Annotated in this window: 17 protein-coding genes; 5 read left to right on the top strand and 12 right to left on the bottom strand. The window is 65.1% G+C overall.

All coding sequences use genetic code 11. The features are described 5' to 3' along the window. Window positions 1-46: 46 nt before the first annotated feature. The 4 genes from hpnE to RAD16_RS08950 form a co-directional block, all read right to left on the bottom strand. On the bottom strand, window positions 47-1,315 hold the full coding sequence (hpnE, locus tag RAD16_RS08965) for a hydroxysqualene dehydroxylase HpnE (protein ID WP_458157516.1): 1,269 nt from the start codon (window positions 1,313-1,315) through the stop codon (window positions 47-49). Continuing rightward, window positions 1,315-2,154: a presqualene diphosphate synthase HpnD gene (gene hpnD / locus RAD16_RS08960; protein WP_458157515.1), complete on the bottom strand. Its 840-nt coding sequence runs from the start codon at window positions 2,152-2,154 to the stop codon at window positions 1,315-1,317. Before hpnD ends, hpnE begins: the two co-directional genes overlap by 1 nt. Beyond that, window positions 2,144-3,028: a squalene synthase HpnC gene (hpnC, locus tag RAD16_RS08955; protein WP_458157514.1), complete on the bottom strand. Its 885-nt coding sequence runs from the start codon at window positions 3,026-3,028 to the stop codon at window positions 2,144-2,146. Before hpnC ends, hpnD begins: the two co-directional genes overlap by 11 nt. A 190-nt stretch (window positions 3,029-3,218) precedes the next feature. Next, window positions 3,219-3,452, bottom strand: coding sequence for a hypothetical protein (locus RAD16_RS08950; protein ID WP_326899592.1), 234 nt, complete (start codon window positions 3,450-3,452; stop codon window positions 3,219-3,221). Window positions 3,453-3,912: 460 nt separating this feature from the next. Here RAD16_RS08950 and RAD16_RS08945 point away from each other — a divergent pair, with 460 nt between their 5' ends. Both RAD16_RS08945 and RAD16_RS08940 read left to right on the top strand, forming a co-directional pair. Next, window positions 3,913-4,410, top strand: coding sequence for a hypothetical protein (locus RAD16_RS08945; RefSeq protein ID WP_458157513.1), 498 nt, complete (start codon window positions 3,913-3,915; stop codon window positions 4,408-4,410). Between the two features lie 160 nt (window positions 4,411-4,570). Further along, complete coding sequence (locus tag RAD16_RS08940) at window positions 4,571-5,317, top strand: hypothetical protein (RefSeq protein ID WP_458157512.1); 747 nt, start codon at window positions 4,571-4,573, stop codon at window positions 5,315-5,317. Between the two features lie 7 nt (window positions 5,318-5,324). Here RAD16_RS08940 and RAD16_RS08935 read toward each other — a convergent pair whose 3' ends face one another. From RAD16_RS08935 to RAD16_RS08915, 5 genes are all read right to left on the bottom strand, one after another. Beyond that, window positions 5,325-6,107, bottom strand: coding sequence for a methyltransferase domain-containing protein (locus tag RAD16_RS08935; RefSeq protein ID WP_458157511.1), 783 nt, complete (start codon window positions 6,105-6,107; stop codon window positions 5,325-5,327). 75 nt (window positions 6,108-6,182) lie between these two features. Continuing rightward, window positions 6,183-8,549 (bottom strand): efflux RND transporter permease subunit, encoded by a 2,367-nt coding sequence (locus RAD16_RS08930; RefSeq protein WP_458157510.1) that lies wholly within the window; start codon window positions 8,547-8,549, stop codon window positions 6,183-6,185. A 205-nt stretch (window positions 8,550-8,754) separates the two neighbouring features. Beyond that, window positions 8,755-9,540: an ethanolamine ammonia-lyase subunit EutC gene (eutC, locus tag RAD16_RS08925; RefSeq protein ID WP_458157509.1), complete on the bottom strand. Its 786-nt coding sequence runs from the start codon at window positions 9,538-9,540 to the stop codon at window positions 8,755-8,757. Continuing rightward, window positions 9,537-11,123: a B12-binding domain-containing radical SAM protein gene (locus RAD16_RS08920; RefSeq protein WP_458157508.1), complete on the bottom strand. Its 1,587-nt coding sequence runs from the start codon at window positions 11,121-11,123 to the stop codon at window positions 9,537-9,539. Before RAD16_RS08920 ends, eutC begins: the two co-directional genes overlap by 4 nt. Window positions 11,124-11,274: 151 nt before the next feature. Continuing rightward, complete coding sequence (locus RAD16_RS08915) at window positions 11,275-12,657, bottom strand: ethanolamine ammonia-lyase subunit EutB (protein ID WP_458157507.1); 1,383 nt, start codon at window positions 12,655-12,657, stop codon at window positions 11,275-11,277. Window positions 12,658-12,877: 220 nt separating this feature from the next. On the opposite strand from RAD16_RS08915, the gene RAD16_RS08910 reads away from it, so the two are divergent. Further along, complete coding sequence (locus RAD16_RS08910) at window positions 12,878-14,614, top strand: methyl-accepting chemotaxis protein (protein ID WP_458157506.1); 1,737 nt, start codon at window positions 12,878-12,880, stop codon at window positions 14,612-14,614. 339 nt (window positions 14,615-14,953) lie between these two features. Here the strand turns inward: RAD16_RS08910 and RAD16_RS08905 are convergent, their stop codons facing one another. Together RAD16_RS08905 and RAD16_RS08900 are read right to left on the bottom strand one after the other, a co-directional pair. Beyond that, on the bottom strand, window positions 14,954-15,496 hold the full coding sequence (locus tag RAD16_RS08905; RefSeq protein WP_458157505.1) for a MaoC family dehydratase: 543 nt from the start codon (window positions 15,494-15,496) through the stop codon (window positions 14,954-14,956). 204 nt (window positions 15,497-15,700) lie between these two features. Further along, on the bottom strand, window positions 15,701-17,191 hold the full coding sequence (locus tag RAD16_RS08900) for an FAD-dependent oxidoreductase (protein ID WP_458157504.1): 1,491 nt from the start codon (window positions 17,189-17,191) through the stop codon (window positions 15,701-15,703). Window positions 17,192-17,241: 50 nt separating this feature from the next. Here RAD16_RS08900 and RAD16_RS08895 point away from each other — a divergent pair, with 50 nt between their 5' ends. Both RAD16_RS08895 and RAD16_RS08890 read left to right on the top strand, forming a co-directional pair. Next, window positions 17,242-17,721, top strand: a complete 480-nt coding sequence (locus tag RAD16_RS08895) for a MarR family winged helix-turn-helix transcriptional regulator (RefSeq protein WP_458157503.1) — start codon at window positions 17,242-17,244, stop codon at window positions 17,719-17,721. An 18-nt stretch (window positions 17,722-17,739) separates the two neighbouring features. Further along, window positions 17,740-18,192: an arsenate-mycothiol transferase ArsC gene (locus RAD16_RS08890; protein WP_458157502.1), complete on the top strand. Its 453-nt coding sequence runs from the start codon at window positions 17,740-17,742 to the stop codon at window positions 18,190-18,192. Window positions 18,193-18,211: 19 nt separating this feature from the next. Here the strand turns inward: RAD16_RS08890 and RAD16_RS08885 are convergent, their stop codons facing one another. Further along, window positions 18,212-19,228 (bottom strand): zinc-dependent alcohol dehydrogenase family protein, encoded by a 1,017-nt coding sequence (locus RAD16_RS08885; RefSeq protein ID WP_458157501.1) that lies wholly within the window; start codon window positions 19,226-19,228, stop codon window positions 18,212-18,214. Window positions 19,229-19,245 lie beyond the last annotated feature (17 nt).

The raw sequence follows: 19,245 nt of genomic DNA, 5'->3' as shown, positions 1-19,245 counted from the left end.
TCGATTGCTCCGATAGTCGATTGAATTTGACCGGGACAATTGCCCGTCAGGGCCGCTCTGCGGCCAAAACCAGATCGGCGGCACGATCACCCGACCGGACCGATCCCTCGATGGTTGCAGGCAATCCCGTAGCAGTCCAATCGCCTGCAAGAAACAGGTTTTTCAGCGCAGTGACCGGCCCCGGACGCAGGGCATTCTGCGCCGGCGTTGCCGCAAATGTGGCACGGCGCTCGCGCACGATCTGCCAGGGAGGCAATGGAGGCGGCAGCTCGCCGGAGACGCCGCCGGCCTTGCAGACGTCGTTCCAGATCGCCTGCGCGAGCTCCTCGCGCGGCATGTCGATGAGACGGTCGCCATTGCTGATGGTGACGGACAGCCGGTTCGGGAACGCGAACAGCCATTCCACCACGCCGCCGATCACGCCGAGGATCGGCGCCGAACCCGGCGGCGGCTCAAAACGGAAATGCGCGTTCACGATGGCGCGGAATTCGGTCGGCGTCTTCACGCCGGGGAGCAGGCTCGCAGCAGCGCGCGGCGGCACCGCCATCACGACGAAGTCGCCCTCAGCGAGCTGGATCACATCCTCGCCGCCGAAATTCAGCGCGCTGGCCTTGCCGTCGCTGGTCGTAAACGAACGCAGCTCGTGGCCGAGCTGCACGGTGTGGCCACGGTCAGCCAAGAATTTCACCGCGGGCTCGATCAGCACGGCGCTGAGGCCGTCGCGTGCGATCAACGGGCGGCACGCCTGCCCGCCGGCAAGCAGCGTCTCGCGCACGATCGCGCCGGCAAGCCCGGCCGAGCCTTCGGGCGGATCGACGTTGAGCGCCGCCAGCAGCAGCGGCTGCACCAGGCGCTGATAGAGCACGCCTTCGCAAGGAATGGACTTGCCGACCAGCGTCTCCTCCGACGCCCAGATCAGCGGCGCCAGCTTGAGATAATCGGTGAGCCCGGTGTCGGGCACGCGGCGGCTTTCGTCGAGCACCCAGGTCGGCAGGCGGCCGGTGCCGAGATCGATCTGCCAGCGCTGCCCGGTCTTGATGTCGACGAACGGAAACTGCGCGCTCTCGGGGCCGACGAGGCCTGCCTCGGTGCCGATCGAGCGCGCATAGGCGCGCGCGTGGCTGTTGCCCGACAGCAGCAGATGATTGCCGTTGTCGATGGTGAGATTGGTGGCGCCGTCGAAATAGGAACGGCAGCGGCCGCCGGCCTGGTGCGTCGCCTCGTGCACGGCGACCTTGAAGCCGGCATTGGCGAGCCGCACGGCGGCAGAGAGGCCGGAAATTCCGGCGCCGATGATGTGAGCTGTCTTTTGCATCAGATGAAAGCGTAACGGAGCAGGATCAGGATGCGTGTGACTTTCGACACACGCACCGGCTCGCGCGGCGCGTTGAAACCGCGCGCGATCAGGAGGTCCAGAATGGAATGATAATACTTCGACATGATCCGCGGCGCGCGCACCAAGCGGCGCTTGTTGCGGTTCATGATCTCGTCCGACTTCTCGAAATGCGCCTTCGCGCGCTGCGTCAGCGGCACGCAGACCTTCGGCAGCGCACGTTCGGCGATGACGCGGTTTGGATCGTTGGAGGTGATGCCGGCATGCAGCAGCGCCTCGCGCGGCAGATAGAGCCGGCCGAGGCCTGCGTCCTCGTCAATGTCGCGCAGGATGTTGGTGAGCTGCAGCGCGCGGCCGAGATGGTACGCGAGCAGGATGCCATCCTCTTCCGGCAGGCCGAACACCCGCACCGACAGCCGTCCGACGGCGCTCGCGACGCGGTCGCAATAGAGATCCAGCGTCGCCATGTCGGGCGCGCGGATGTCCTGCGGCACGTCCATTTCCATGCCGTCGACGATGGCGAGGAAATCCTCGCGCTTCAGACCAAAGGTCTTGACCGAGGCGACGTAGTCCTTCAGCCGCGGCGGCGGATTGCCCTGGTAGAGCGCGTCGATGTCGTTGCGCCATTCCTGAAGCGCGGCGAGGCGCTCGTCGCGCGGGCCATCGGAATCGGCGATGTCGTCGACCTGGCGGCAGAAGCTGTAGATCTGGAACATGGCTTCGCGCTGGTCATGCGGCAGGATCCGCATCGCAGCGTAGAAGGAGCTGTTCGATGCGGTCGAGCCGTAATTGGCGCTGGGCGAGGTCGCCTCAAGCGTCATGTGCAGTCCCCGGTCTGGAAATGGCCTTGCGTCCGATCGCGCGGCGGCCGACTTCGCCGATCATGCCGGCGAGGCTGAAAGTGAGAAGCTCGAACTTGTTCAGATGCACGCGCTCGCGCAGCGGATCGCGCGCCTTCAGCAGGCGCACGATGCGGTCGGCATAGGCCTGGATCACCGCGACGTCGACGCCGAGGCGAAAATCCCGGATCTCCGCGCTCAGCGACCTGCCCTCGTCGAGCAGCGCTGCGTTGCGCACGGCGAGCCCCTGCAGGCAGGCCAGCATTTCCGGCGGCGACTGCGTCAGCCCGAGCTGCTCGACCGAGGCGCCGCTCGCGGCCAGCGCATCGCGCGGCAGATAGACGCGGTTGAGCTCGCGGAAATCCTTGCCGCAATCCTGCAGATGATTGTTGATCTGGAGCGCTGCGCAGAGCGCGTCCGACGCGGCCCAGGTCGCGGTGCTCTCGCCATGGACGTCGAGCATGAAGCGGCCGACCGGCATCGCCGAGTAGCGGCAATAATGGATGACCTCGTCCCAGTTCTCGTAGCGCAGCTTGGTCACGTCCATGCGGAACGCGATCAGCACGTCGAGCGCGTGGCGCGGCGCCATGCCGCGCTCGGCCAGCGAGCGCCGCAGCGCGACAGCTTCGGCCTGGCTGTCGCCCTTGCCGAGCAGTTCCGCCTCGAGCAGGTCGAGATAGCGAAGCTTCTCGTCCGCCGGCAGACTCGCATGGTCGGCGATGTCGTCGGCGGTGCGGACGAAATTGTAATAGGCCAGGATCAGCGCGCGATGACGCGGATGAATGATCCAGGACGCGACGGGAAAATTCTCGTCGCGGTCACCTTTGCCGGATCGCAATTCGCTCGCAGAGGTCATCGAGGGCTGGTTTACAATCGTTTGGACAGGAAGGGGTTTTTCGCTCGCGCGGGCTCATGCCGGCGATGCCGCCGCGGCCCCCATATAGGGGAATACGGCCACAAAACCAATCCTGTCTCTCGATGGCCGCCCCGCGGATCCGGCCCGGAAAGGCGGCCCCGGGGCCGCCTCCATAGGCCAGTGGCCGAGCTTACTGGTTGTGGTTCTTCAGGACCTGGTCGCAGGCCTGCGAGATCTTGGCCCGGTTTTCCTTGAGGCAGGCGAGGATCGTGAAATCGCCCTGATCAATAACCGGGCGGCAGAACTTCTGCACATCGCGCGTGCAGGCTTTCTGCTCGGCGTCCGTGCCGCGTCCTGCCTGGGCGAAGGCCGCCGTCGTCGAAAGGGTCGACAGCAGGGTGAGAGCGACGAGAAGCTTACGCATTGTATTCCTTCATTCTGACGGCAGAATCGCACCAATCCCGGACTGCACAGGGCGGCCGGCGGGACCGGATTGTTCTGATGGCAAGTGCCGCGGAAGTAGCGGCCTCGGAGAAGGCACAAGCACTGGCAAATGCGGCCAAATTGGCGCCGCGCCCACCAAATCAGGTCTTCCCTGCGCCTTCATTGGCAGATGTAAGAGGTTGATACTACGTCATAATTCAGGCACCGCGCATTTTACTGCGCCCCTGTTGCAGCTCTGCATCTCCCCGCCCCGCCATTTCGGCCGGAAACACACCGAAACACGGCAAATCGCTCCCATCAGCCGCGGCCCAGGCCCTTCGTGAACGACCATCTCTGGCCGTCGCGCGTTGAACCTGACACAGGCTCGGAACACTAAACCTTCGATGTGGCGAGACGTCCTTCATCTTGCGCGGACGTCGTTCCAAAACGGGATATTTGTGATGAAATTCTTTGAGCGATCTGGACTGGCGATCAAGGCGGCCGGCATTGGGGCTGCGCTGGTCTTCTCAGTTGCGGCAAGCCACGCTCAGTCGTCCGGACCGTTTGCCGGTTTCGACGGTGCGTGGACCGGCACCGGCACGGTGTCGCTGTCTGACGGCTCCACCGAACGCATCCGTTGCAAGGCGGACTACAAGGTCGCCGGTAACGGCCTCAACCTGAAGCAGGCGCTCCACTGCGCCTCCGATAGCTACAAGTTCGATCTCACCAGCGACGTGACGAGCCAGGGCGAGCGGATCTCCGGCAACTGGAGCGAGTCCAACCGCAACATCTTCGGCAATCTGCAGGGCACCGCCGGCGGCGGCCAGATCGACGTGTTCGTCGAGGCCAACGGCTTCGCCGCCAACCTGTCGCTGCGCACCAACGGCACCAAACAGACGGTGCAGATCTCTTCCAAGGGCGAGATCCGCGGCGTCAACATCACGATGTCGAAGGGCTGATCGCCCCTCCCGCTTCGAAGGACGCGCCCTCGGTTCCCGCGAGCCGGGGGCTTTTTACTGACATGGACCATCTGCGCAGACACTTGCTCAAAGCCATCGGACTCTTCGCCGCCAGCCGGGCGTGGGCCGATGACCAACCGTCAATCCAGCGGGGACGGACATGCAGCCTTCGTCAGTGAAGCCGCGTCACGTGCTCTGCTTCCTCGGCAACAACGACAGCGTGCTGCATCCGCCGAAAGCTGTGGCGAAGACGATCGCCGATTTCAACTTCGAGATCGACCGCACCTATTCGCAAGACCAGCCCGATCCGCACATGGAGCGGTCGTTCGGTGTGTGCCGGGACCGCGTCTTTCCCAACGCATGGACCACCGCCGACGAAGCGGCCGTGGCCAACCACAAAGCGGTGCTCTACGTGCTGAGCCCGCCGCTGGAGCAGCCAAAATCGGTCGCCTATTCCGCGGCAGCCTTGCGCATCGTCGAGGAGATGATCGAGGCCGGCGCCACCGCAGTGGAGGGCGAGAGCGCGGGCGTTGCCCATGGCCTCAAGCGATGGATGCAGCTCGCCGGCGAGTGCAAAGCGGCGGCGCAGACCAACCAGGGCCTCGCTGTCACGACAGCGATGAGCCGAACCTGCCGCCTCGCCTTCGCCAAGCGTCCGCTCGGCGGCAACAGCTACAATGAAAGCGTCGGCTTCCATCTCGTCGGGCTGCCGGAGGTCTATGTCGCCAAATCGCGCGGCAGCGATCGGGACGCGGTCAAGCTCATGGACGAGATTGCGGACGCGATGGCCGAGCGCGGGATCGAGGCGACGCTGCGCGACCGCAAGCTCACGCTTTCGCGTGAGCAGGACTACGCCGAGAACGATTTCAAGTTCAATCCGTACGGGATCGTCCGCGTCAGGGCATGAGCGCGGATCAGTCCTTCCGTGCGACGCATTCGCAGCGGCACCGGAAATAGACCGCGTCCGGATCGGCTCCCCAAGCCTCCCATCCCGCAAGCGCAAGCTGAATTTCACGATCCGTGGCGAGCCCCTTGCCGACGAGCTGCGGCCCGAGGCCGAACAGGCTTCGCCTCGCATCGGCGACGGCCTCGCTGCGGCTCGCAGCATCGGCGCTGTGATTAATGTAGCTGGCACCCGCCCAGACCGGCGTGAAGCCGTGGGCGCGAAGAATGGAGCTCTGTCGTCGACCGAAGAAAAGCGCGTCCGGATCGTCATGCTCGTACCAGCGCTGCCAGAGATCGAGCGCAAGGCGCACGCCGTCGATTTCGGGATGAAGCACATTGCCGCCGGCATCGGCGTCGCGCGTTGCGACGAAGCCGCCCGGCTTCAGCACGCGACGCGCTTCCGCCAGCGTTCGCGTCAGGACCGCTCGGTTCTGATGGTAGAGCACCGCGTGAAAGAATACGGCGTCGAACGATCCATCCTCGAACGGCAGCGCCATCATATCGGCTTCGGCAAAGGCAAGGTTGGTCAATCCGGCGTCAGCCGCGAGGGCATTGGCGGCGGCGACCGCCTTCGGCTCGTTGTCGATCCCGATCGCCTTTCCGACAAGGTCCGCCAGCGCCGCGGTGATGGTGCCGGGCCCGCAGCCAGCGTCGAGCAAGGTCATGTCCGATGTCAGGAACGGAGCGAAAAACGCGGCGGAATCGCCGCCGCGCTTCTGCTGAAACGCCACGATGGAGCTGTCGTGCCGCATGGGCTGCATCCTCGGCCGGAACGCCGGCGCAGTCGTTCAGACTGCGCCGATTCCATGTCCGGGCGATGAAGCCGCTCAGATCGCGGGCTTGTCCGGCCCCTGCAGCTTGGCGTGCAGATTGATCAGCCACATCGCCGTCGGCCGCAGGATGAAGAGATCGGCGACGAGGGCCATCACCATCGAGAAGGCGCTTAGCCAGCCGAACAGCCGCAGCGACGGCAGGTCGGAGAACACGGTGACGACGAGGCCGCAGGCCAGCACCACCGTGGTCAGGATCAGTGCGGGGCCGACCAGCACGGTCGCCCGCTCCACCGCGAGCGCCGAGCCGACGCCCGGCTTGCTCTCGAGCCTCAGGCGATTGAGGAAGTGGATGGTCGCGCTCAATCCGAGGCCGAACGAGACGGTGAGCGCGACGACGCTGGCGAATTGCAGCCCCTCGCCCATCGCCCATAGCACCGTGCCCGACATCACCACCGGGAAGATGCCCGGCAGGATGCAGGCGAACATCACGACCCAGGAGCGGAAGGCGAGGCCGATGAAGATCGCGACCAGCGCGAATTCGATGGTCAGGCCGCGGTTCAGCTTCTCGATCATGCTGGCCGAGTTGCGCGCCGCGATCGCGGCAAGACCGGTCACCGCGATCTCATAGCCGGGATGCTTCTTGCGGACGGCGTCGAGCTCGGAATCGAGCTTGTCGACGATCGGCAGCAACTGGCTGGAATCCTTGTCCGGCACGCGGCCCGCGACCACGACGGCGTCCTGCTCGGCGTCAATGAAACGCCGCACCAGATGCTCGGGAATCACGCTCACATATTCCTTCAGCGTCGCGACGTCGGCGCTGCCGGCCTTTTCAGCGAGCCAGCGGCGCAGCGTTTCGAGCGACCAGACGTTGCCGACGCCGGCCGCCTTCTCGACGGTCGAATGCACGTCCGCAATGGTCTGCAGCGTCTCCGGCGAATAGAGCGATTCGCCCTTGGGGAACTGGATCAGCACGTTGACCGGGTTGGCGCCGGTCAGCTTGGCGTCGAGCCGGTCGCTGGCGGCGACGGCCTGGCGCTTGTCCGGCACCTGGTCGGCCAGGCGGTAGCGCGGCTCGAGGTTGGCGTAGATCACGCCGAGACCGCCGACGAACAGCACCGCGATCAGGCTGAACAGGCCGGGCCGGCCGACCATGCGCACCGCGATCCAGTAGCAGAAATTGCGCAGCGCCTGGACGCCGGCATCGGCGCTCTGGAACTTGACCGCGAACATCTTCTCGTTGCGCACCAGCAGCACGCCGAACACCGGCACCAGCGAGAGCACCGCGACCAGCGCGATGATGGTGGCGGCGAGACCCGCCTCGCCGAACTTGCGGATCAGGTCGGAGTCGGAGAACTGCAGCGCGATGAAGGAAATGCCGGCGGTGCCGTGCGTCAGCACGCAGGCCGGGCCCACCACCAGCACTGCGTTCTTGAACGCGGTGAACTTGTCCTGGCCCGCGATCAGCCGGTCGCGCGCGGCGAAGGTGAGCTGCATCGAGTCCGAGAAGCTGATGACCATGATGAGCGGCGTCATCACGTTCAGGAACATGTTGAGATTGAAATTGGCCCAGCCGAGCGCGCCGAGCGCCAGCAAGATCGCGATCATCGGCGGGAATGCCGCCGCCACCATGAAGGAGATTTTGCGGAAGAAGATGATGGCGATGACGCAGCCGGCGAGGATGCCGAGGATGTTGTAGGTGAGCCCGTCGCGCTCGACCGCGTTGCGGATCTCGAGCTGCATCACCGGCACGCCGGAGAGCTGCACGTTGAGGCCGGTATCGCTGAGATCTTCCTTCATCAACGCGCGGATGTCGCCGACGGTCTTGGTCAGCTTGCTGGAGGCCACCACCTCCGGATCGAGCGACAGCACGATCAGCGCCAGCGTGCCGTCCTCGGACAACAGCTTGCCGCGGATGATCTCATTGTTCTTGACGGTTTCGATGAACTTGTCATAGGCCGCGCCCTCGGGCAGCTCGGCCGGAAACAGCGCCGCCGGCAGCTTGCCCGGCGCCGGCGCCTGGCGCGCCGAGAACAGCGAAACGAGGCCCCGCGTGCCCTCGACCAGCTGCATGTCAGTGACGAAGTCACGCAGCTTCTCGAGGTTGTTCCGCGCCAGCAGGGTCTTGCCCTCGACCACGACGAGGACGTCGAATTCCTCGGCCGGGAACTTCTTCGTGACCTCTTCATACTGCTTGAATTCACGGGTGTCGGAGCGGAACAGCTGCGACAGCGAATCGTCGATCTTGATCCGGTAGATGCCGAACACCGCGCCGACGATCAGCGCGAGCAGGACGATGCAGGAGAGGATCGGCGCCCGGACGGCGATCAGGCCGATGCGCTCCAGCCCGAAGGCGATCGAGGACGTAGGTCCCTGTTCGACCTTGTCGACATGAACCTCACTCTCGCTGTGCTTTTCGAGCATGCCTTGTCCAGTTCCTAAATCGGCTCGGTCTGTGAGCTTATGGCGTCCCGCGAACGGCTTGAAAACGCCATACCAATGGGAGGCTTGCCCTTTGAAAATGCGCGGAAAATCGCCGGCAGCGGTTTAGCAGGACAATTACCCTTTTCGCAAGCAGGCGAAGGGCGGCCAAACCGATCAAGATGCGGCGATTTTGCCGAAATGCCCGTCATTCGGGCCGCGCCGTGCCGATTCGACGCGGTGCGCGGTCCGCGCTCTCGTCCTTGAGCGCCACACCCGTGACCTGGCGCGCCAGTCCCTCACGGACCAGCCAGGCGATCTTGAAGGCGGCCTCGTCATAGCTCAACCCGGCGTGGTGGACGTTCGACACGCAATTGCGCTCGGCATCGGACCGGCCCGGCTGCGGCGCGAAGGTCAGATAGGCGCCGAGACTGTCGGGGGCGGACAGGCCGGGCCGCTCGCCGATCAGCATCACAACCATGCGCGCACCGAGAATCGCGCCGATCTCGTCGCCCAGCGCGACACGCGCGCCTGAGGCAACGACGACATGGCCGGCCGCGACAGCGTCGCCCTCCGCGAGCAGCGGCAGCAGGCGCGCCACCAGCGTCACCGCGTGGGCGTGGACCGCCGCCGCCGACAGGCCGTCGCCGATCACGATGGCAAGCTGGCACGGCACAGAGGCACTTGCCGCCAGCAACTCCGCGGAGCCGGCGTCAAGCTGCCGTCCCAGATCGGGACGACGCAGATAGTCGCGGCGGTCGACCGCCTGGCTCCTCACTTGGGTAACGACGAGCCCGAGCGCGCGGAGATCGGCGGCCAGCCGCGGCGCATCGAACACCGCATGCACGGCGTCACGGGCGCGGGCATGGTCCAGCGTGAAATCGAGCAGCGCGCGGGTCGGCACGCTCGCGCCGCTGCGGCCGAGCGCGACGCGCGCGGGCGTGAATGATTTGAGGTCGATGGTCGGTCGGGCCGGAACGGACTTGTCGCTCATTCGGCTGGAACGGCGGCCTCGCGCAGCCGGATCGAGTAGTTCGAGGCGTTCTGCTTACCGCTCGATGCCGCGCGCGCAAAGGTGATGAGATGATGCGCGATCAGCGTGCAGCCAATCAGCCCTTCGATATCGCCGCGCTTGATGCGCCCGAGTGCGAACTTCCAGAACACGCGCTTGTAGTCGCCGAGCACGCCGACCTTCCAGAAGATGTTGCGCAGCATAACGAGACCGCGCCGGATGTTGGCCCAGGTCTTCATCTCGTCCGGCACCGGCATATTGAGGCGGTGGGGATAGACGTGGTCGCATTGATACTGGAAGCGCGCGTAGACCTTCTCGGGCTCGTAGGCGACGCTCATGGCATGCTTCCATGATGCGACGACATCGTCGTAAGGCAGCAGGAAGTCGACGTTGGAATCGCGGCCCTCGTCGTCGATCAGACGCCCTTCCCGCTCCAGCCGGTCCCACAGCGGCGTCTTCGGCAGCGCCTGGAGCAGGTTGATGGTGAGCAGCGGAATCCGGGACTCCTCGACGAAGGCCAGCAGCGCCTCCGAGGTGTTCGGCTTGTCGGTATCGAGCCCCATGATGATGCCTGACACCACCTCCATGCCGTAGGAGTTGATGGTGCGGACGCCCTCCAGGATCGGGACCATCATGTTGTGGTCCTTGTGCATTGCCTTCAGCGCGTCGGGGTCGGGCGTCTCGATGCCGCAGAAGATCGTGATGAAATAGGCCTCACGCATCTTCTTGAGAATCTCGGGACGCTTGGCGATGTTGAGCGTCGCCTCACAGGCGAGCCGCACCACATAGCCGGTCTTCTTCTGCCATTCGATCAGATGCGGCAGCAAATCCGACGCCGCCTTGCGGTTGCCGATGAAATTGTCGTCGACGAAATAGACCGTGTCGGTCATGCCGCATTCGCGCAGACGATCGAGCTCGGCGATGATCTGTTCCGGCGACTTGATGCGCGGGTTGCGTCCGTACAGGCCGGGGATGTCGCAGAACTCGCACTCATACGGACAGCCGCTGGAATACTGGATGCTGCCGAGGAAATAACGCTTCACATCGACAAGCTCATAGGCCGGGATCGGAAACTCCGTCATCGGCACGCGGTCCTTGGTGGTCAGGACCACCTGCTGCTCAGGGCGCGCCGTGTCGCGCGACAGGATTTCGAGCAACTGGTTGGTGGCGTCGCCGAGCTCGCCGACATGGAGATAGTCGAACGACGGATAATAGTCCGGGCAGGCACTAACCGACGGACCGCCGAGCGCGACCGGCAACTCGAACTCATGAGCGCGACGGCAGATGTCGTTCATCTGCTGGCGTTGGATGTGCATGCCGCTGACAAAGACCGCTTCGGCCCACTCGAACTCCTCCTTCGTCGTGCGGCGGAGATTCTCGTCGACGAATTTGACCTGCCAGTCCTCAGGCAGATAGGCGGCGAGCAGCAAAAGCCCCTGCGGCGGCATGAAGGCGCGGACGCCGTCGGTCAGGGGATAGGAATGCTCGAACGTCCCGAACGAGGAGGTGTATCGCGGAAACACACACAGAATCCGCCGGGCCGTACCGTTGCTTTCAGCTCGCATCAAAGCTCCCCCGCCACGCTTGACCTGGTTGCGGAAATTGCCAGCCAGACACATAGCGTAATGCTGTCGCCGGAATTTCTCAATATTGTGGCATGAGCATAATTCCGAAGGGGAGCAATGGTTTCCCAAAGGCCCCGGGGCGCTTCCCTCGTCAGGCGATCAGCCGGGAGGCAAAATCGGGCAACAGGCCTGCATCCCCGGCAAGTCGGAAATCGGCGCCCGCAATGCCCGACTGCACCAGCCAGTCGTCGAATTCCGGCGCGCGGCGCAGGCCGAAGACGTCGCGGACATAGAGCGCGTCGTGAAAGGACGTCGACTGGTAGTTCAGCATGACGTCGTCGGCCCCGGGGACGCCCATGATGAAGGTGACGCCGGCCGCCGCAAGCAGCGTCAGCAGATTGTCCATGTCGTCCTGGTCCGCCTCGGCATGGTTGGTGTAGCAGATGTCGATGCCGAGCGGCAGGCCGAGCAGCTTGCCGCAAAAGTGATCCTCCAGCCCGGCGCGGATGATTTCCTTGCCGTCGTAGAGATATTCCGGGCCGATGAAGCCGACCACGCTGTTGACCAGCAATGGCGCATAGGCGCGGGCGACCGCATAGGCGCGTGCCTCGCAGGTCTGCTGGTCGACGCCGTGATGGGCATTGGCCGACAGCGCCGAGCCCTGCCCGGTCTCGAAATACATGACGTTCTGACCGACTGTGCCGCGCTTCTGCGACAGGCCGGCCTCGTGCCCTTCCTTCAGCAAAGCGAGGTCGATGCCAAAGCTGCGGTTGGCGGCCTCGGTGCCGGCGACCGACTGGAAGACGAGATCGACCGGCACGCTCTGCCCGATCAGCGACAGCGTCGTGGTGACATGGGTCAGCACACATCCTTGCGTCGGGATCTTCAGCCGCGCGATGATCTCGTCGAGCAGCCGCAGCAATTGCGCGATCACGGCAGGGTCGTCGCTGGCCGGATTGATGCCGATGCAGGCATCGCCCGCCCCCAGCAAAATGCCGTCGAGGATCGACGCCGTGATGCCCCTGGCGTCGTCGAAGGGGTGGTTGGGCTGCAGCCGCGTGCTCATCCGGCCCTTCAGGCCGATGGTGTTGCGGAAGGCGGTGGTGACCTCGCATTTGCGCGCGGCCAGGATCAGGTCCTGGTTGCGCATCAGCTTTGACACCGCCGCCGCCATCTCCGGGGTGATGCCGGGTGCGAGCTTGCGCAGCACCTCGGGCGTTGCGGCATCCGACAGCAGCCAGTCGCGGAAGGCACCGACCGTCAGCGAGGCCACCGGCGCGAACGCTTTGGCATCATGGCTGTCGACGATGAGGCGGGTGACCTCATCGGCCTCATAGGGGATGACGGCTTCCTGCAGGAATCGTCCGAGCGGGACGTCCGCCAGCGCCATCCGCGCCGCGATCATCTGCTCGGCGCTGGCGGCGGCAATGCCGGCCAGCCGGTCGCCGGAGCGCGGCGGGGTCGCCTTGGCGAGGAGGTCGCGCAGGTCCGGGAAGGTGTAGGTCGTGGCGTCGATGGTGTGGCGGTAGACCAAGGGGCCTCTCCGGGTTCGTCGGCCAGCGGCCGACCTCAGCGCGATCCGAGGAACTATACCTCCGGATCAAGACGCTGAAACATCTTACCTTTCCTACGACCAAGGACGAAGGGGGCGCGCCGGGGCGTTAACACTGCGTCCATCTTCATTCTGCATAGTTTTGCATCAATTTTGACGACCGCGCTTTCCGGCCGCTCCCGGCCGTTCGGGCCCCCGCACCATGACCTCAGACCGATCTGGGAATGCCGCCAGCCTGGCAGGCCGTTTCACGCTTGCGACCAAGCTCTATGCGATCTTCGCGCTGTTCGCCCTGCTCACCGCGGCGATCGCGATGCTGTCCGACTACAACAGCCGCCGCAGCGCCGAGTTGACCAGCGCGATCGAGACCGCCAACGCCGCTGCGCTGAACGTCGAGCGCGTCAACTCGCTGGTCTACGCCGTCGTGATGGAATCGCGCGGCGTCTACATGTCGACCGAACCCGCGGTCGTGAAGAAATACGGCGAGGGCCTGCTCAGGTTCAACGACCAGATCCTCGACGTCGTGAAGCGCTGGGAGACCATCGTTAGGGACGACGACGCCGCGCAGTTCGCGACCTTCAAGAAGCGCATCGAACAGTTCGTCGACTTCCGCAAGGAGCTGGTGCGCCGCGGCGTCGAGATCAACGCGGCCGCGGGCCGCGAATGGGGCGACAACGACGCCAACCGCGCCGTGCGCTCGGCGCTGAACAAAGACCTCGAGGCGCTGTCCAAGGTCTATGCCGAGCGCGCCAGGCAGATCGCGCACGAGACCGAGACCAACCGCACCCTCTCCTTCGTGCTGACCTGCCTCGGCGGCGTGGCGCTGGCCCTGGTCGTGATCGGCATCATCATCATCGCCCGCTCGATCGCGCGCCCGCTGGCGTCGATCACCGCGACCATCAAGCAGGTCGCCGACGGCGCCGAGAATGTCGAGGTGCCGCATTCGGACCGCGCCGACGAGATCGGCGCGCTGGCCCGCGCGATCCAGGTCTTCCAGGACGCGATGGGGCGCAACCGCAACCTCGCCTCGCAGGTCTCGCAGGACTCCGCCGCGCGCGAGCAGCGCGCCCGCCATATCGAGCAATCGGTCGAGGAGTTTCGCGAGGCGATCGGCGCGATCATGCGCGGCCTCAGCGACAACGCCTCCGTCATGCGCGAGACCGCGCAGACCATCACGCGCGTCACCGCCGACGCGAACAGCCGCGCCGGCACGGCGGCGGACGCGACCGCGCAGGCCTCGCACAACGTCACGGCGGTGGCCGGCGCAGCCGAAGAGCTGTCGGCCTCCGTCGAGGAGATCGGCCGGCAGGTGCGGCAGAGCGCCAGCGCGGTCGAGCAGACCGGCCAGCGCACCGAAAAATCGATCTCCGAGATCGAGAGCCTCGCCGCCGCCACCCAGCGCATCGACGGCGTGCTCAGCCTGATCCAGGCCATCGCCGAGCAGACCAATCTGCTTGCCCTCAACGCCACCATCGAGGCCGCCCGCGCCGGCGATGCCGGCCGCGGCTTTGCCGTGGTCGCGCACGAGGTCAAGGCGCTCGCGGGCCAGACCGCGAAGGCGACCGCCGACATCAGCGAGAACGTCTCGATGATCCAGACCTCCACCCGCAACGCGGTCGACGCCGTGCGCGAGATCGGCGGCGCGGTGCGCGAGATCAACGAGGTGACCTCCGCGATCGCCGGCGCGGTCGGCCAGCAGGACCAGGCAACGCGCGAGATCTCCTCCAACGCGCAAAGCGCAGCCCAAGGCAACGAGACGCTGGTCGCCAACATCGCCTCGCTGCGCGATGCCATCGGCGAGACCGACACGGCGGCCTCGTCCGTGCTGACCGCGGCGAGCAGCCTCACGGCCACGGCAGACACGCTGTCGCGGGAGGTGGAAAAATTCTTCCAGAACCTGCGCTCGGGCGCGGAGAGCCGCGTCGCCAAGGCGGGATGACGGCGCATCCACCGCCCGCGAGGCCGGCGGTGGGCCTGCCTAAACAAAAACTCGCAAAACAACCCCATGCACAGTAGCCGGGGCTCGCGATATCAGTGACTTAGCCGGCAGGTTTTGGCGAATGCTGATTTTACGAAATCGCTTTGACTCGTCGGGCAAAACAGTGGCATGATGTCATGCTGCCGGCGGTGGACGTTTTGGCCTGTCCACTGAAGACGCCACCTCGACTGAGCAGGCCTTGGCGAACCCGATGAACCAGCGAAAGCACGTCCGCTCACTGTCGGCCAGCGAACATCGCAACTTCGTCAGGGCAAGTCAGCAGCGGGCCATAGGCTGAAATCAGGGCTTGAGCCTGCTCAATGGATGCTCTGTCGAACCGTCTGGATCAATCAGCGCCAAGGTAGTCCAGCGCGCTTCGATCGCTGGCTTGACCGCCCCCTCAACCTCCACCACCGTGTCCCACGCCGACTGGATGGACACTGCACGCTCGGTCAATCCAATCAGACGAAACTTGCCTCTTACCCGGACTCCGGATTTCACTGGGCTGAGGAAGCGAACCCGCTCGAACCCATAATTGACACCCATCCGAGTCCCTTCGACACCAGGCATTGCGTCGAAAGCGAGCGCCGACAGGAGCGACAATGTGAGAAAACCATGTGCAATGGTCCCTCCAAAGGGAGTTTCGCTCTCGGCTCGTTGACGATCGGTGTGAATGAACTGATGATCATGGGTGGCGTCGGCGAACATGTCGATCATAGCCTGATCGACTGTCAGCCAATCCGACACGTGCTCGGGGCCATTGAGGAGCTGACGATAGGCTGTCAGTGAAATAAGCTTTCGGCGGATCGCTTCGAGTTCGGCGGTTCGCTTGACGTCTGACACCTTCAGCCTCAAGAACTTCGATTGGTCCTAGCTCGTTTAAGCGAGGCTGCCGCGATGCGCCAGCAAGATTTCGGCCCGGACCGTCCTTTGAAGTCTGCTTCGGGCCCACAAGCCGACACCGGCCGAAACAATCCGGACGGCCGCTTACAACTCACAAGCTGGCTCGCTCCCGCCAATCCAACGCGAGGCCAAGTGCTGCCTCGATCAGACCAGACTCTGTTCAGCCAGGAAGCGCGTGAGCGCATCGGTCTGCTGCGCGCCCACGAAGGCACTGATGTAGCCGTCCGGACGCACCAGCGCCCAATCGCCCGGCGACACCGCGTAGGCACCGCGGAAATGTCCGCCGTCGTCGATCAGCTCGCCATCCGAACCGATGCAGTGGATGTGCAGTCCGCTCCGCGCCGGCACGGCGCCACGCTTCACCTGATAGCCGAGCAGCGTCCAATGCGTGCCCTTGAATAATTCGAACAGACGCCTGGTCTGTCCGGCGGCTCCGCGGAGTGGCGCATCCGGTGCGCGATCGCCCGCAAGCAGACCTTCCGAGCGCTCGGGCTGCTCCAGCGCCAGCGGCGAGCCGGGATAGCCGATGTCGAGTTGCTGCACCTCGCGGCCGCGCCGCATGTCGCCGCGCTTGGCGGCCTCGAGCAACCCGGTAGCGAGACCGAGCATGCCTGCCGCGACGGGGCGGCGCTCGCTCTCATAGCTGTCGAGCAGAGTTGAAGCAGCGCCGCCGATCACAGATGCAAGCTTCCAGCCGAGATTGTAGGCATCCTGCACGCTGGTGTTGAGACCTTGTCCGCCGGTTGGCGGATGAATGTGCGCGGCATCGCCGACCAGAAACACGCGGCCATCCCTGTAACGATCGGCGAGACGCGCGTTCATCTGATAGGCCGATGCCCACAGCACGGACTGAATGCGGATGTCGTCGCGCCCGGTGCGCTCGGCGATCATCCTCGACAGCCCTGCGGCCGACAGGTCGACCTCGCCTTCGAGCGGGACCGGCGCCTGCAGCTGGAACAGCTCCGTTCCAGCCAGCGGGCACAGCGAGATCTGGCGGTCCATCGCGCCGTCGTTGAAGCGGTGCCACGCCGCGCGATCCAGCCCGGTGAGGACGACGTCGGCGACCACGGCGCGCACGCCGAGCGTCTTGCCTGGAAAGCCGATATCGAGCGCGTGACGCACGAAGCTGCGGCCACCATCGGCACCGACGAGGTACCGCACCCGCATCGTCTCCTCGCCGGCCGCGCCGGACAGACGCGCGGTCACGCCGTCCTGGTCCTGCTCGAAGCCGATCAGCTCGCAGCCGAATTCCACGCGGTGGCCAAGCTCGAGCAGACGCTCGCGCATCAAGCCCTCGGTGAGGAATTGCGGGATCATCAGCGCCATGTGGTACGGCTCGGCCGGCGTCGGGGCGATGTGCTCGACCTCGGACTCCGTGAAGCTGCCGTCCGTGCGGTAGACGCGCTGCGGCGGATAGAGGCCACCGGCCGCCACGATGCGGTCGATGATGCCGAGATCCTCAAAAATCTCCTGGGTGCGCGGCTGGATTCCCTTGCCGCGCGAGCCGTGGAACGGGCGGTCCATCTTCTCGATCAGCCGGAACGACCCCCCTCGCCGCGCCAGTTCGATGGCGAGCGTGAGGCCGGCCGCGCCCGCGCCGCAGATCAGGACATCCGCCGTGAATTGCTTTGTCATGGGATCCTCAATATGTGTAATATGCACACATTAGGCAGAGGGCTATCGGGATGTCAAGAAGGGTGCAAAATACACATATTAAAAAACAGGTGCGTTCGCTTCACGAGGCGTTGATCGACATCATCAGCGTCATGAACCGCCGGCAGGGTGACGAGATGATGATCCGCGAGGCCGGGATATCGCTCGATCGCGCGCTGTTTCCGCTGCTGGTCGGCATCGAGCGGCGCGGTCCGATCGGTGTGGTCGACCTCGCCGATCGCATGGGACGCGACTACACGACGGTCAGCCGGCAGGTCGCGAAGCTGGAAACGCTGGGCCTGGTCAAGCGCCACGCCAGCGAGGCGGATCGGCGCGTCAGCGAAGCCACCATCACGCCGACCGGCAAGGCCATGACGGATGCGGTCGACCGGGCCCGCGAGCGGATCGTCGGAACGATGTTTGCAAGCTGGGACGATCGCGATATCGAGGAGCTGGTACGTTTGATGCGCAAATTGGCCGACGCGATGACCGCGCAGGGCGATCCGACCTAGAATGGAAGTAGCTGACTGATGAGCAAGACCCAGCGCGTATTGTTTCTCTGCACCGGCAATTATTATCGCAGCCGCTATGCCGAGGAGATCTTCAACCATCGGGCCCAGCTCGAAGGGCTGGACTGGCACTCCTTCTCGCGCGCCGTGGCCGAAGCGCTGTTCCCTCAGAACGTGGGGCCGATCTCACCCCATGCGCTCGAAGCCTTGCAGAAGAAGGGCATTGCGGCAGGCGGCATTACGCGGCTTCCGGTGCTCTGCACGGTCGACGATTTTGCGGAAGCCGAGCTCGTCGTCGCGCTCAAGGACGCGGAGCATCGCCCCATGATCGAGCGCCGCTTTGCGGGCGTCGCCCATCGCGTCGAATATTGGGACGTGGACGATATCGAATATCTCGATCCGCCGACGGCCCTTGGCAAGATCGACGAGCGTGTCGGACGGCTGATCGGGAGCCTGCAACGCGGCTCCCGATAGCCTGCGCCCTCCCCCGCGCTCACACCGTCAGCAGCGTCTTGATCGCGCGGCGCTCATCCATCGCCTTGTAGCCTTCGGCGACCTGGTCGATCGACAGCGTGAGATCGAACACCTTGCCCGGCTGGATCCGTCCATTGAGCACCCGCTCCATCAGATCGGGCAGGAACCGCCGCACCGGCGCCGGACCGCCCATCATGCGCCGCTGGGCGAAGAACAAGGCCTGGCCTTCGAAGGTCACGCCGTGGGGAACGCCGACATAGCCGATCGTGCCGCCGGGCCGCGCGCATTCGAGCGCCTGCGACATCGCCTCCTGGGTGCCGACGCATTCGAGCACCGAATCGGCGCCGACGCCGCGGGTCAATTCCTTGACGCGCGCGATGCCCTCTGCGCCGCGCTCGACCACGATGTCGGTGGCGCCGAATTGTTTGGCGAGATCCTGCCGCGTCTTGTGGCGGCTCATGGCGATGATGCGCTCGGCGCCCATCTCTTTCGCGGCGAGCACACCCATCAGGCCGACCGCGCCGTCGCCGACCACCGCGACCACCGAGCCCTGCTTCACGTTCGCAGCATCGGCCGCATACCAGCCGGTCCCGAGCACGTCGGAGGTCGCGAGCAGATGCGGGATGAGATCGGGTCCCGGCATCTCTTTTGTCGCAACCAGCGTGCCGCCGGCGAGCGCAACGCGCGCGTAGGGAGCCTGCGCGCCCGACATGAACTCGCGCTGCTCGCACGAGGACTGGAAGCCGAACTTGCAATGCGGGCACGTGTTGTCCGACAGGCAGAACGAGCCGACCACGAACTGGCCGGGCCTGATGGTGCGCACCGCGCTGCCGACCTCGACCACCACGCCGCAATATTCGTGACCCATATGCGCGGGGCCTTCGCTGGGCTGCAGCCCGCGATAGGGCCAGAGATCGGAGCCGCAGATGCAGGTGGCCGACAGCTTGATGATGGCGTCAGTCGGGTGAATGATCTTCGGATCGTTGACGTCTTCGTAGCGGATATCGCCGGGTCCGTAGAGGACGGTTGCTTTCATTGTCATTCTCCTTTCTT

The sequence above is a fragment of the Bradyrhizobium sp. 18BD genome (assembly GCF_054185225.1).
The sequence above is the reverse complement of the archived record's forward strand: the minus strand, read 5'-3'. Positions and strand labels throughout refer to the sequence as shown.